Here is a 13,875-nt window from a genome sequence, read left to right as displayed (position 1 = left end):
TTGAGTGATTGAGAAATTGAGTGATTGAGCGAAACGATGAGTGAAGCAATGGATCAGTAGCCTGGCTCTTTCACTCATTCGCTCAATCACTCAATCACTCAATAAATTAAACTACGTAGGGTTTGATGACGCGGGCGTTCAGGTGTTTCATCTCGACAAACAGACGATTCAGCATGTCGTCGTCTTTGTAAATACCGACAATGGCCCCGCCCGAACCGGCAAACGAAGCCGAGGCTCCGATCCGGCGGGCGGCCGAAATCATTTCCAGGTTGCTTTCACTAATGTTGTAGATGCGTCGGCGGAGGTCGAAATTTTGATTGACCAGGTCATGCAGTTGACTGATTTCGTTATTCAGAATAGCCTCCCGCCCCTGACGGGCGACGTCGGCAATATCCTGTAACGTCTTGACCACCAGTTCCTCTCCCTTGTCCCAGCGCGACCGAACATCGTTGTGAATCCGCCCCGACTGCTTGCCGAGCGACGTTTTGTAGGCAATGTACAGTTTGGGCAACAACCGCGGCTCGATGGGTTCATAATCACCGTGGCCGGTTTTTTCCAGCAATTCCCGGTCAAAGTTCATGTAAACGCATCCTTCGTAACACTGAATGACGCGATCCTGGAGTCCGGCGGTGATGCCCAACTCTTCCGACTCGGTTTTCAACACCAGGGTTGGCAAATGGGGCAGCGGAATCTCGACCTGATAGAATTTCATCAGCGCCCGAAACGTCGCCACAATGATGGCACTGGAGCCCGAAAGCCCCACCTGCCGCGGAATCGAGGTGCTGTAGCGAATGGTGAAATTTTTGTTGGGAAGCCGTAGACCATGCTGATCGCAGTATTCACAAAACCGCTTGAGAGCCGCTTTGATGAGCGGCACCCCGCCATGGTAGCCCAGCGAAGCTACGGCGTCACGCAGGTGATAAATACTCCGAAACGAGTTGGTGTCCTGTTCCTGGGGCTCGATGTTCAGTTCCGGTGACTCATACAGCGACACTGACGCGCCGAAGTTTCGCACGGAAATCGAGATCGTTTTGCCAAAAAAACCGTCGGATGGATTGCCTAACAGCCCGGCGCGGGCATAGGCGCGAGTTTCAATAATCAAGCGTTTTCTTAATTGGTACCGTTTGGCGGCAAGTTAGGCGATAAATGACTAATGAACAATGAAAACTGAGAGATCGGCCTCGGGATTCTGCATATACGCAGCCCTGTCAGCGGTCGAAGACCCTGACAGCGGCTACGTATTGAACCTGACAACGGCTACGTATTGAACCTGACAGGGCTACGTATTGAACCTGACAGGGTTGCGTATTGAACGGTCGAATGCCCTGACAGCGGCTACGTTAAACGGTTGAAAACATTGACAAGGCCGCGTATTGAAGCCGCTGTCAGGGTCTTCGACCGCTGACGGGGCTTCACCGCATTACTTGATCGTAAACGACAGCGCTTTCCCCTCCGCTACTTCCTGACGCTGCTTAAAAACCTGTTTCCCGCCCCCCTGCAGGGCAAACTGCCGAAGCCGGATTTTTCCGTCCAGCACCGCCAGACTCACCCGGTTTTCTGCCCCTTCCGAACGGATCGTGCAGGTTCCCCAGGCCGACCCGTTCGACCAGAAATAGGTCCCGGGTTTGGTGGTAAAGGTCATCGTTTCAGTTACGCCGGAATACAGAAAACCGCTCCAGGCCAGCACCGCATTCCAACTGGTCATCGACCGGGCGTAGTGGTGACCGCATTCCGGCTCGTTGAACGGGTTGCGTTTGCGGCCATCGAACCGGTCGCGGATGCTTTTAAGACACGTCAAAGCATTCTCCGTTTGCCCTTCATACAGCATTCCCACGGCGGCCGTGTACTCAAAACCGGTCATGGACTCAGCAAAATACGGAAAGGGCACTTTCAGTCGGCCTTTGGGCCAACTGGCCATCAGCAGCCCCGACTCGTCGCCCAGAACATACGACCGCATGTTGTTGAAATGGTCGGAAAAACTGTCCAGGTAATTGTATTTCATGATGCTTTGCAGCGATTGCTGAATGTGTTCCGGTTTGGCCAGGTAGCCCAGCCCCAGCATGTGCGCCATCATCTGCCCCACCAACTGGTCGACCAGACAGCCTTTTCCCAACTGGTAATCCGGAACCGGGACGTCCGGGTTGCCTTCCCAATTCAGAAAGGCAAACGTTTTCGGATCGGTGATCTTGTGTTCGTAATACTCGCCATTGTACAGATTCTGGTCCATCCAGGCACTGCCTTTCCGGTACAAATCCGCACACTTTTGAGCCAGTGCCGGGTCTTTCATGGCCGTTGCCATTTCGGAAGTGGCTTTCAAAGCGCCCAGATACCAGAAACCCATCTGCGGATTGGGACCATAATAATCCACATCCATCGTGTTGTGCTGCCGGCCTTCCATCACCCCGTCCTGGTTGCCATCCCAACCACCCTGGATCCAGGCGTAGCTCATCACTTTTTTGACCTGTTCCCAGTTTTTCCGCAGAAATTCGGGATTGCCCGACAATTGCCAGTCGCGGTAAAACTTCAGAATGGTGCCCATTTGACCGTCGGCGGCCACGTTTTTCCAATCCTGGGCTTTCGACAACGGCAACATCACCCGAAAACTCATTTTGCCTTCCGGATTCGTCGCGTAGTTAAATTCAATATCCCGCATCGACTGCGACAGATCGGCGAAGAGAAAAGCCGTTGCCTGCTCATAATTCCAGACGTGCGTACACGAGCCGAAACAGGAGCCAAATTCGTCAAAAACACCCTCCCAGCCCATCATATGCCCGCTCGGAATCCGGAACACGGTTTGGGAGCGCAGCGTAGCCAGGTTGAACAGGGCCGCTTCCTTGATCACATCGGGGTACGAACTGGATAAAAAAGCCTGGACAAACTGAAGCGTTTTCTGTTCCAAAACCGGCAGACGGGGCAACGTCTTCGTCATCACCTCCCAGGCGTCGGCATACTGCGTCGAGTAATAGTTGCCAATGGCATCCTGCCCCGCCTTTGACGAAAACGACGACCAGGCCTGTCGGTTCGGAAAGTTCCAGGTGATAAAGAATGTGTAGGTCTGCGTTTGGCCCGGCGCGATGGTTTTCTGCACCGCCAGCGACGCCAGCGGATCGTCGTCCACCAGTTTCGTCTTCTCCGTCAGTTGCCCGTCCGCGCTGAAATCATCCCAGAAATCGAGCATGGCATTTTCCCAGTCGTTCGAGCGCGACGAGGTGCGGTAGCTCACCCCTGTCGGGCTGTTGGTCGTCAGCGCGATGGTTCCCCAGGCCGGGTCCTGCCGACTGACGCTGTCTGAAAACAGGTAGATCCCCTGAAAACCCGCCCCGGTTTTGTAGACATTGGTATTCTTCTTTGCGCCAGTTGGCACCACATCGCCCTTCCAGTCTTTATGGGATCGACTGCCGTCTTTTCCGACAAAATTGCGCATCGAACCACAAACCGACACCGTTAGCGGTTCTTTGCTGGTGTTGGTCACTTCGTAGGCCAGCACGGCAATGGGAATACCGCTCGCATCGGCATTGCCGGGAACAAACGGATTGAAGCCTTTAACCGTTACCTTCACCGGCATTCTGGCGTCCGACAAATGAACCTGCCCAAAGGGATAAGCCGCATCGAATGACGCTTCCGAAAACCGGGGAAAACCGTGCTGATTGACCGGTCGGCCTTCGTAGTGCAGGTATTCGGCGGGGTCGAGGGGGCCGATCAGGGCTTTGGTCATCGGCTTTCCATCGGCGGGCAACACGTTGATGGCGAAAAACGGCGCATTGTTTCCCACCGTAACGGTACTGAAACCTTTGGCGGGTTTGTTCATGATTTCCCAATCGCGCAACTCACCCCGACCACCCAGCGAAACCGTACCGGTGCCGATGCCACCCAGGGGCAGTGCAATGTTGTAGAGGTGATTTTGGTCGTAGTGTCTTAAGACGGGCCAGGGCGCGGGTTGCCACTGGGCAAAAACCGTTCGGGTGCCAAGCAGCAGCAGAACGCAAATACGGGAAAAAGTCATCGGGTCAGGGGTTAATCCCGTAAAGGTACGAAAGCAGATGCGAACCGGAGTGGCATATCTTTTGATAGAATTTACCCGTCAGCTTAGTCCATTGGTTATTCAACGTTCACATAACGGTTTTCTTTTCCCATGAAATCCATCTACCCGATTGGCGTTTCAGTATTCCTGTACAGTTTAATCGCTGGCTATTACGCCTACTCGGCAATTCACAACTCCTCCAAATCCCCTGATAAAGTTCGCCGGCGTTTGCTGGCCGCGCTGGCATTTGGATTTGGAGCGATTTTGCTGGGTTGGATGTCCTATGAATTTTTTCGATAGCATACCCCCTTCATCACCATTCTGATTTTTCCCGTGCCCACCCTTATGAATGAAGATACCTTATTTACCGTGTTGCAAGCCTTACCCACAGCCATCGATACACCCCTTGTTATATTTGATAATCCGGAACAAGCCCAAATCTGGATACAACTCAATGGTCTTGAGAAAGATAACCTCTGGGTTATTACCAACGACGAGCGTCAGTACTGGGTGGTTTCGGACGATGTGGGGCAACAATTGATCAACCTGGGATTCCAGCGAATCAAAGTGAAACGCCCACCAGTTCCTCCACGATCTTCAGAAGTTCCCGGGGATGAAACGGTTTAGACAGGTAGGCATCGGCCGGAAACAGGGAGGTAATGTTCTGGTTTAGGATCGCCAGATCAATCGAAACCGCCACAACCGCCGTGGTCGAAGCCGGGAGTTTCCGGACTTCCCGGATCACGTCACTCCCATCGCCGGACGGCAAATGCATGTCGGCAACCACCACATCCAGCTTGTGCTGGTGCATAATTTGAGTAGCCTGCTGAATGTCGCCGGCCTGAAAAGTAGCATATCCCGCCCGTTGCAGGGCATCTACCATGAGTTTTCGTTGAGAAGATTGGTCTTCAACTACCAATACCGACTTCTTCATTCGACAAAAGTGGGAATACGAACACGCTCTATAAACCGTATTTGGGCAACGATTACCTGCGTTCCTTTTATCAGGCAAATACCAGACCAATGTTCAAGAAAGTTTGTTTGCGGTATTGGGCCTAAAAACCGACCGGTCCTCCAAATCTGTGCCAATCAAACCGGGTTTCAGTAGGGAAATGAGGTATATTCCTTTAGTCCACAAACCCATCCGGAAAATGCTATGCGCGCTTTTTTAGTCGTTTTTTTTTTCAGTGCATCCAGTCTGGGAAATCTGTTGTCGGTTTTGTTTTCGGATGCCTCTTTCTTTCCCGCTTCCCTTTGTCCGTCCAGCAGTCTGACAACCATCCCCGCCAAAAAGCGGATCGTGTTCATTGCGGGTGCCTGTAGCCACGGAGCTGGCGAACACGAACACAAAGCCGGGTGCCTGCTGCTGGCCCAACGACTGAACGCAACGATGCCCACGGTCGACGCCGTCGTTTATTCCGACGGCTGGCCCTCCGATCCGTCGGCATTTACCAACGCGGCTGCGATTGTCATTTACGGCGATGGTGGAGAAGGCCACCTGATCAACAAACACCTGGAATCGGTGAATGCTTTGATGAAAAAAGGCGTTGGGCTGGCCTGCATTCACTACGCCGTTGAAGTTCCGAAAGGCCCTGTCGGCAACTATTTTCTGGATTGGATCGGGGGCTATTTCGAAACGTTCTGGTCGGTAAACCCGGTCTGGACCGCCGACTATAAAACCCTGCCAAAACACGTCATTACGACGGGCGTACAACCGTTTACGATCAACGATGAATGGTATTACCACATGCGGTTTCGCCCGAATCTGGACGGCGTAACGCCCCTGCTCACGACGGTGCCGCCCGCTTCGACGCTGAACCGGAAAGACGGCCCGCACGAGAACAATCCGGCGGTCCGGGCCGAAGCCGGCCAGCCCCAACATACCGCCTGGTGCCGCGAACGCCCCAACGGCGGCCGGGGATTTGGAATCACCGGGGGCCATTACCACCGCGTCTGGGCCGATGATAATTTTCGTAAACTGGTGCTAAACGCCATTGCCTGGGTCGCTAAAGTGGATGTACCCGCCGGGGGCGTTTCCTCCGCCACGCCTTCCAAAGAAGAAATGGGGCTGAATCAATGCCCGCATTGATACCAATTTACTTGATTTCAACCCGTGGTTGTCATTGGGAAGGTTACTCGACCGGCTTCTGCGAAGTGGGCAGGTAGATAAAGAAGGCCGCCCCCTGATTGGCTGTACTCCGGGCGTAGATAACTCCCTGATGATTATCGACAATTTTCTTACACAGGGCCAGACCAATACCGGTTCCGCTGTAGTGTTTGCTGTTGTTCAATCGCTGGAAAATAGTGAATATCTGCTGGGAAAACTGCTCATCAAAACCGATCCCGTTGTCTTTAAAGACGAGTTGCAGATACGTTATCGAGGATTTTAATGCGATGTCTTCGGTCACGTCATCCGCCGTGAGAATTTTTGACGTAATCTGAATCTGAGGGGTTTGCGGTGAAAACTTCAGTGCATTGCTCAGGAGGTTATAAAAAAGCTGGTTCAACTGAAGCGGAATTCCATCGATCACCGGCAGGTCGTCCGCCCGAACCACAGCACCTTTCTGCTCGATGAGCAATTCAAAATCAATCAGCACATGTTGCAGAATTTCGTTGAGGTCTACCTCCACAAACTCTTCTTCCAGAATCGCAAGCCGGGAGTAATTCAGCACCTCCTTGATGAGTTTCGACATGCGTTGTGCCGAAGCCTCAATTTTGGTCAGGTAGCGGTCGGCCATTTCTGCCTGATCGAGGTTCTCCTTCAACAAACCCGAAAATGTCTGAATTTTCCGCAGTGGCTCCTGCAGGTCGTGTGAAGCGATGTAGGCAAATTGTTCCAGTTCCTTGTTCTGAATTTCCAGTTCCCGCGAGTATTGCAGCAGTTGATCTTCCGCCAGTTTTTTCTCAGTCAAATCCCGGGTAACTTTGGAAAAGCCAATGATGCCCCCCTGTTCATCGTGCAAAGCCGTGATGACGATGCTGCCCCAGAACACACTGCCATCTTTGCGGATTCGCCAGCCTTCGTGCCGGGCCCGCCCCTGTTCGAAGGCTTCTGCAATCAACTTTTCAGGAAGTTTTCGGGCGCGGTCTTCCGGCAGATAAAAAACCAAGAAACTTTTCCCAATAATCTCGGCCTCAGAATACCCTTTGATCCGCTGGGCTCCTTTGTTCCAATTGAGAATGATGCCCTCCCGATCCAGCAACAGAATGGCATAATCCTGCACTTCATCGACCATTTTGTGATACCGTTCCTCGCTGCGGGTTAGCGCTTCCATCCTTTTTTGAAGCGCCACGGATTCCGTTGTTTCCAGTCCGGTGACCAATACCCCCACCGACTGCCCCCCCTCATCAAAAACCGGGCTGTAGCTGGCGGTCCAATAAATCTCCTGACGTTGTTCCGGGTGAAGCCCTGGCAAAAGCTGATCCGGGCGCCAGGTGGCTCTGCCATCAAAAGCCTGATTGATCAGCGGCTGGATCAGCGGCCAGGCTTCGGCCCAAACGGTTTCGGCCCGCTGGCCCAGCGCCACTGGTGTCTTGTCTTCTTCAGGGAGAAGTCTCCGAAATGCGTCATTGTAGAGACAGATCCAATCCGGAGCCCAGTAGATCGCCATCGGAAACCGGGAATGAAGCAGCAGATGCAGCGTCGACCGCAAAGAGGCAGGCCAGGTATCCTTTGCACCCAAGGAAGTGGATGACCAATCGTAAGAGCGGATGAAGGCTCCCATTTCACCTTCACCGGAGGCATCTGAAAGAGACGAATTGACCGGATCGTATTCCATAACAAACAGCTTACTCAGCAAACTAAGTCAATTTATCAAAGAACACAATTCGTGCGGGGAAATCCTATTTTAGCTACCTTTGATCGTGTCTGGTATTCTTTTACACCCGTCATTTGTGTTCCTAAACCTATATACGCAGCTAATTTCATGAAAGTTTCCCTCATCTCCATACTCATCGGTTGTGCCCTTCTGGTGGGATTCATAGCATGGTCTCCCCAGAAAGCCGTCCGGCTTTTCGATGGCAAAACGTTCCGGGGCTGGGAGGGCGACACGCTCAAGACCTGGCGCATCCGGGACGGTGCCCTGGTGGGTGGCTCCCTCACCGAAACCGTACCGCATAACGATTTTTTATGCACCACGCGCCCCTACGCCAACTTCATTTTGCGGGTAAAATTCAAACTGCTCGGAACAGACGGTTTTATCAACACGGGCGTGCAATTCCGCAGCAAACGGCTCACCAATCCCGCCTATGAAATGACGGGCTATCAGGCCGATCTGGGGAAAGGGTACTGGGCCAGTTTATACGACGAATCGCGCCGGAACAAAACGCTGATTGCCCCGGATTCGATGCTGGTTAAAAAGATTTTGAAACCCAACGACTGGAACGACTACGAAATCCGGGCCGAAAACCGCCGGATCCGGCTGTACCTGAACGGAAAACAAACGGTCGACTACACGGAACCGGACCCAAGCATCCCGCAGGAAGGGCTGATTGGTTTACAAATCCACGGCGGTGGCAAGGCAGAAGTGCATTTCAAGGACCTGCTTCTGGAAGAATTACGCTGAGATAGGCCCCCAAATCGTTCGATTTGGGGGCCGTCTGTTTTACGAAAATTTGATGGTATGCTGAAACGGCGTAAAACCGGTCAGATAAACCGTAGGAGCATCCATCGGCGGCAGCGCGCCCCGCAGCACCACGCCCTTGTGTAACGCCTTGCCCGGCCCAAACGTAATCGTATCATTCTGGATCGTATACGAACCGGAATCGGCCGACAGGAGGTATGCATTTGGTCGGCTGGGATGCTTCGTAACACCGGATAAGGTGCCACCCGCCCGGAAGATCAGTTCCACCGAAACCGGGACGTTTTCGGTTCCGGTAATCTGAATATCCGCTTCCATCCCATTGCTGGTTTCCCGAATGGTTACTTTCGCTTGATACTGCTGAACCTCGCTTTTATTACGGCTGGCATGCGGCATTTTCACCCAATCACCGGCCGGATCAATTTTTTCTCTGGCAATCGGCTGATAATACGGACCGTCCAGCGATTGGCTCAACACCCAGCTATCGCCCTGCTTCTCGATATTTTCCGATTGAAACTGTCCTTTCCCAAAAAACGAAGCCGAGAACCGAAGCCCCTGCAACACAGCCTCCCCTTTCGAAAAGGTGAGAAAAACCGGGCTGGCCTTTAAAATGGTAGCGTCCCAGTTCCCGCGCCGAACCCGAACCAGACCCGAATGCGGAAAAGCTTTTACGTAGTTGGTGGGCAGCGGTTTGCTGGCGGGCAATTCACTCCAGAACGTGGGATCTTCCAGGTAATAATCCAGAAAATGAACGCCTTTGAGCAGTACGGTTTTCTCAATTTGACGGCACAAAGCCGCCAGTTCGCCGTTTTTGTCGTGCAAGGCCAAATACCGGGCGGGATAATAATACCCTTCCATCGTGCCAACCAGCGCTTTGTCCTGCCGATTTGATGCTTCAGTAACTACTTCCCCGTTCGGGTGAATGTAGTAAAGCGTCATCGCCAGGTTTCTCCGCACGTAGTCCAGAATCTCCGGTTTGTTCATTCCTTTGGCAATCGTGATCAGCAAACGATCGGTCAGGGGCGAATAAACCAGCGTGCTGCGCTCGTTATACTGCCCGTCCGCATCCATGTCGATGTGTTCACCCAGCCATTGCTCGATGCGTTTTACGTACCGGGCATCGGGCCAGAGCGTGTTCAGCTTGGTCAAAGCCGCCGAAACCACCCAGCGGTGATTCGGTGTGTGAATACCGCCCACCGTCAACGCTTCACCCGCCCGTTGCAGAAAAGTTTTCAAATCAGGCAAAACCGTTTCCAGCCCCGGCGTTCCGGACCGGTTCAACAAGGTATACGCCGTGGTAAGCCGTTTGACAATAAAACCGGTATCGGGCGTCGAATGAAAGTTGGTCGAGAACAAGTCTATGGTTCCGTCCGAATGCTGGATTTTCAGCAGATATTTTACCGCCTGACCGGTTTCGGTCAGGAGTTCTTTCGACCGGTAAAACGTCGATTCCGGGCAGGAAATGGCGCAGGCATTCCGCCGGACAAAATCGGCGGTAGACTGCGGGTTAAAAATGTCATCCCCATCTTTTAAGCCCCCGAAAGCCGGATGGGCAGGTTCCTTGATGCGATTTGCCCGGATTTGTGCGATTTGCTGGTCATTCGCTTTAATGACCTCCAGCAGCCACGACGGTTTGGTGTCGGGCGCAGCGGCATAGGAACGGGCAAACGTGGCCGTAGTCAGGGTAGGCAGGCTGCAAACCGTTGCGGTTGCTATGCCTACGAATGTTCGTCGATCCATCTATACTTTTTTAGGATCAGGGTGAATCCACGGTTTCCGGTACGGACGCGTCAGCAGACCCGTCGCTTCGCGGTCGCCGACCACCTCCCGTTTCACCGGATCATAGACGATCGGGCGGCCGGTTTGCATGGAAATATTGGCCAGAATACAACTCGCGGTCGAAATGTGTCCCTCTTCGATGTCGGCAACCGGTCGGCCGCTTTTTTCGATGGCGGCCAGAAAGTCGATCATGTGCAGACGGGTGGCCGGGGCAGCATTCAACTCGATGCGTTCTTCGGTCAGATCTTCCGGGTATTTCTCTTTTTCGTAGATAACGTCTTTGTGGATTTTTTGTCCGCCTTTCTCCTGCGGGATAAAATCGTACTGCATGGTGCTGGCCCACAAGGTGCCTTTTTCGCCGTACAGTGTAAATGACCACGGATAATCGGGGTTGGTGGCTGTTCCCCAGCTCCGCTGCGACCAGACGCAGTTCAATTCAGGATATTCAAAAACCGCTGCCTGCGTGTCGGGAATATTGGACTTACCATCTTTCTGCACATAAATTCCGCCTTGCGAACTGATGCGGGTCGGCCAGCCGAGTTTCAGCATCCAGCGAACGGTATCGAACATGTGAATGCACATATCGCCCATGATGCCGTTGCCGTATTCTTTGAAGGTCCGCCACCACCGGATGTGGGGCAGTCCGTCGTAGGGGCGCATTGGAGCTGGTCCCGTCCACATTTCGTAATCCAGAAAATCAGGAACCGCCGTCACCGGAGGATTGCCGTTGGCCCGCATGTGGAGATGGCAGGTCATTTCAACGTGCGATATTTTACCGAGCAAACCGGCATCGACAATATTTTTTTTGGCTTCGATCAGGTGCGGAGTGCTTTTGCGCTGCGTTCCGACCTGCACCACTTTTTTGTATTTCCGGGCGGCAGCCACCATCGCTTCGCCTTCCATAACATCCACGCTGATCGGTTTTTGCACGTAGACGTGCGCCCCGGCTTTCACGGCATCGATCATTTGTAGCGAATGCCAATGATCCGGCGTTCCGACCAGAACAATATCCAGTTCGTTTTCGGCCAGTAATTTCCGGTAATCACCGTATAGTTTGGGCGTTTTGCCGGATTTTTGCCGCTGGCTGACCAGTTTTCCCGCGGCTGCCAATTGGTTTTTGTCGACATCGCAAAGCGCAATAACCTCTACGGGAGCGACCTGAATCAACCGGAACAAATCACTTTTACCGTACCAGCCGGTTCCGATCAGGGCAACACGCCAGGTTTTTCCCTGATGGAGTACATCCATCCCATAAGCACCCAGCGTAGAAAGAGCGAGCGACGCCGTGGCGCCCTGTAGAAAACGACGTCGATTGATGTTAAAAAGATCCATTTACTTGAAGGTTTCGGACGGTTATCGCCGGGGTTGTTAGATTCGGTGAATATGTACTTTTTACACAAAGTTTAAAACTTTGGAAAGCTACTAAATTATATTAGAAAAAGTAATTTTTGATTGGGTGGTATCCGGATGGGTAAACTCGACCTTACCTGACGCTTATTGGATTGCAAACGAAATCTAATTCAAATTCAGCCCATGAAAACCGCTTTCCTTGCTATCTCCCTGCTAATCTCCATTTCAGCAATGGCTCAAACCGACCACATTGGAACGCAGGCTTCCCTGCCCAATCACCCGCGGATTCTGCTGCTGAAGGGCGAAGAAGAGCCGATCAAACAAACCATCGGTTCCGACAAAACCTGGGAGAAAATGCACAATGTCATCCTGGCTGAGTGCGATGCGTTGCTGAACGAAGCCCCCATAGAACGGATTCAGATCGGTCGGCGGTTGCTCGGTAAATCGCGGGAAGGACTGCGCCGGATTTTTTACCTGTCCTACGCCTGGCGGATGACCCAGCAGGAAAATTACCTGCGACGGGCGGAGAAAGAACTGCTCGCCATTTCGGCTTTCAGCGACTGGAATCCGTCGCACTTTCTGGATGTCGGCGAAATGACGATGGCGGTGGCGATTGGTTACGATTGGCTGTACTACGGTTTGTCCGAACAATCCCGCGCCCGCATCAAAGACGCGATCTTAAAAAAGGGCATTGAACCGTCCTTAAATCCCAAATACAATAGCTGGCTCAAGTCGAGCAACAACTGGAACCAAGTTTGCAACGCCGGCATGGTGTATGGCGCACTCGCTATTTTTGAAGAACAGCCGGAACTGGCCAAGAGCATCGTCAACCGGGCGGTCGATGCGGTGGTGTTGCCCATGGCCGACTACATTCCGGATGGGGCCTATCCCGAAGGCTACAGCTACTGGGGTTACGGAACGAGCTTTAACGTTATGTTGATCAGCGCCCTGGAGAAAGCCTTCGGCAAAGATTTCGGATTGGTGGCCCAGCCCGGTTTTCTGAAAACGGCGGCTTATCTGCAAAACATGACGGGGCCATCCGGCGATGCCTATAATTATTCCGATTCGGGATTGGGTGGGGGACTGGAACCGGCGATGTTCTGGTTTGCCAACCGCCTGAAAGATCCCTCGCTGCTGTGGGTCGAACGGAATAACCTGATGAACGAAGACCCGAAAAAGCTGGTCAGGGATCGTTTGCTGCCTGCCACCATGCTCTGGAGTGGCGGTATCAAGATTTCTTCCATGGCCGAGCCCAAAGAATTGATGTGGAGCGGAAACGGGAAAAACCCGGTGGCCATGATGCGCACGTCGTGGAGCGACCCCGCAGCAATCTATGTCGGTGTCAAAGGCGGCAGTCCTTCCAACAGCCACGCCCACATGGATGTCGGCTCGTTCATCATGGAAGCCGACGGGGTGCGATGGGCGATGGATTTCGGGATGCAGGATTACGAATCGCTGGAGTCGAAAGGCGTGGATTTGTGGAACCGGGCGCAGGACTCGCAACGCTGGCAGGTGTTCCGCTACAACAACTTCGTACACAATACGCTGACGGTCAACAACGAAATGCAGCGCGTTTTTGAGAAAGCCCCCATCACATCGCTCTCCAAAACACCCCTCTTCATGAACGCAGTGATGGATCTGAAAGACCTTTACAAAGGCGGTTTGTCCAAAGCCACACGGGGGGTTGCGCTGGTCAACAAAGCCTACGTCGTAGTTCGGGATGAACTCGAAACCCCGGCCGCCGAAACGACTGTTCGCTGGACGATGCTGACCCCGGCCGACGTCAAACTGCTCGGAAAGAACAAAGCCGAACTGACCAAAGACGGGAAAAAGCTAATTCTGGAGGTGCGCGAACCGGCAAAAATGGTGTTAAAAACCTGGTCGACCGAGCCAGTCCACGACTACGACGCGGCCAACCCCGGCACCATTCGGGTCGGTTTCGAAGTGCAGGTTCCCGCCAGTTCAAAAACCGCCCTGACGGTTTTGCTCATCCCCGAAAAAGCCGTCAAAACTGCCGGTTCGAAAGTTCAGGCACTGGAGAAGTGGCCGAAAGAATAGTTTACGGTATTCGGTTTACGGTTTACGGTGGCTGACGCATGAAGCACGCGTCAGCCACCGTAAACCGTAAACCGTAAACTGTAAACC

Annotated in this window: 10 protein-coding genes; 4 read left to right on the top strand and 6 right to left on the bottom strand. The window is 53.1% G+C overall.

The features are described 5' to 3' along the window. Positions 1 to 106: 106 nt before the first annotated feature. On the bottom strand, positions 107 to 1,102 hold the full coding sequence (locus ACO064_RS25405) for a mevalonate kinase family protein (RefSeq protein ID WP_421829998.1): 996 nt from the start codon (positions 1,100 to 1,102) through the stop codon (positions 107 to 109). A 318-nt stretch (positions 1,103 to 1,420) separates the two neighbouring features. Continuing rightward, positions 1,421 to 4,003, bottom strand: coding sequence for a GH116 family glycosyl-hydrolase (locus tag ACO064_RS25400; RefSeq protein WP_421829997.1), 2,583 nt, complete (start codon positions 4,001 to 4,003; stop codon positions 1,421 to 1,423). Between the two features lie 129 nt (positions 4,004 to 4,132). Between ACO064_RS25400 and ACO064_RS25395 the strand changes: the two genes are divergently transcribed. Beyond that, on the top strand, positions 4,133 to 4,321 hold the full coding sequence (locus ACO064_RS25395) for a hypothetical protein (RefSeq protein WP_133299806.1): 189 nt from the start codon (positions 4,133 to 4,135) through the stop codon (positions 4,319 to 4,321). A gap of 262 nt (positions 4,322 to 4,583) precedes the next feature. Here the strand turns inward: ACO064_RS25395 and ACO064_RS25390 are convergent, their stop codons facing one another. After that, positions 4,584 to 4,955, bottom strand: a complete 372-nt coding sequence (locus tag ACO064_RS25390) for a response regulator transcription factor (RefSeq protein WP_114405938.1) — start codon at positions 4,953 to 4,955, stop codon at positions 4,584 to 4,586. Between the two features lie 222 nt (positions 4,956 to 5,177). On the opposite strand from ACO064_RS25390, the gene ACO064_RS25385 reads away from it, so the two are divergent. Beyond that, the gene (locus tag ACO064_RS25385; RefSeq protein WP_421829996.1) at positions 5,178 to 6,110 is read left to right on the top strand and encodes a ThuA domain-containing protein; all 933 of its coding nucleotides are present in this window, start codon (positions 5,178 to 5,180) and stop codon (positions 6,108 to 6,110) included. Positions 6,111 to 6,153: 43 nt separating this feature from the next. Here the strand turns inward: ACO064_RS25385 and ACO064_RS25380 are convergent, their stop codons facing one another. Further along, positions 6,154 to 7,800: a sensor histidine kinase gene (locus tag ACO064_RS25380; protein ID WP_421829995.1), complete on the bottom strand. Its 1,647-nt coding sequence runs from the start codon at positions 7,798 to 7,800 to the stop codon at positions 6,154 to 6,156. Positions 7,801 to 7,947: 147 nt separating this feature from the next. Between ACO064_RS25380 and ACO064_RS25375 the strand changes: the two genes are divergently transcribed. Beyond that, the gene (locus ACO064_RS25375; protein WP_421829994.1) at positions 7,948 to 8,586 is read left to right on the top strand and encodes a 3-keto-disaccharide hydrolase; all 639 of its coding nucleotides are present in this window, start codon (positions 7,948 to 7,950) and stop codon (positions 8,584 to 8,586) included. 39 nt (positions 8,587 to 8,625) lie between these two features. Here the strand turns inward: ACO064_RS25375 and ACO064_RS25370 are convergent, their stop codons facing one another. Both ACO064_RS25370 and ACO064_RS25365 read right to left on the bottom strand, forming a co-directional pair. After that, positions 8,626 to 10,341: a hypothetical protein gene (locus tag ACO064_RS25370; RefSeq protein ID WP_421829993.1), complete on the bottom strand. Its 1,716-nt coding sequence runs from the start codon at positions 10,339 to 10,341 to the stop codon at positions 8,626 to 8,628. Next, positions 10,342 to 11,712, bottom strand: coding sequence for a Gfo/Idh/MocA family protein (locus ACO064_RS25365; protein ID WP_421829992.1), 1,371 nt, complete (start codon positions 11,710 to 11,712; stop codon positions 10,342 to 10,344). A gap of 201 nt (positions 11,713 to 11,913) precedes the next feature. On the opposite strand from ACO064_RS25365, the gene ACO064_RS25360 reads away from it, so the two are divergent. Then, positions 11,914 to 13,788 (top strand): heparinase II/III domain-containing protein, encoded by a 1,875-nt coding sequence (locus ACO064_RS25360; RefSeq protein ID WP_421829991.1) that lies wholly within the window; start codon positions 11,914 to 11,916, stop codon positions 13,786 to 13,788. Positions 13,789 to 13,875 lie beyond the last annotated feature (87 nt).

Source organism: Larkinella sp. (genome assembly GCF_965227735.1).
Lineage (GTDB): Bacteria > Bacteroidota > Bacteroidia > Cytophagales > Spirosomataceae > Larkinella.
This window is presented reverse-complemented; position numbering and strand designations above follow the sequence as displayed.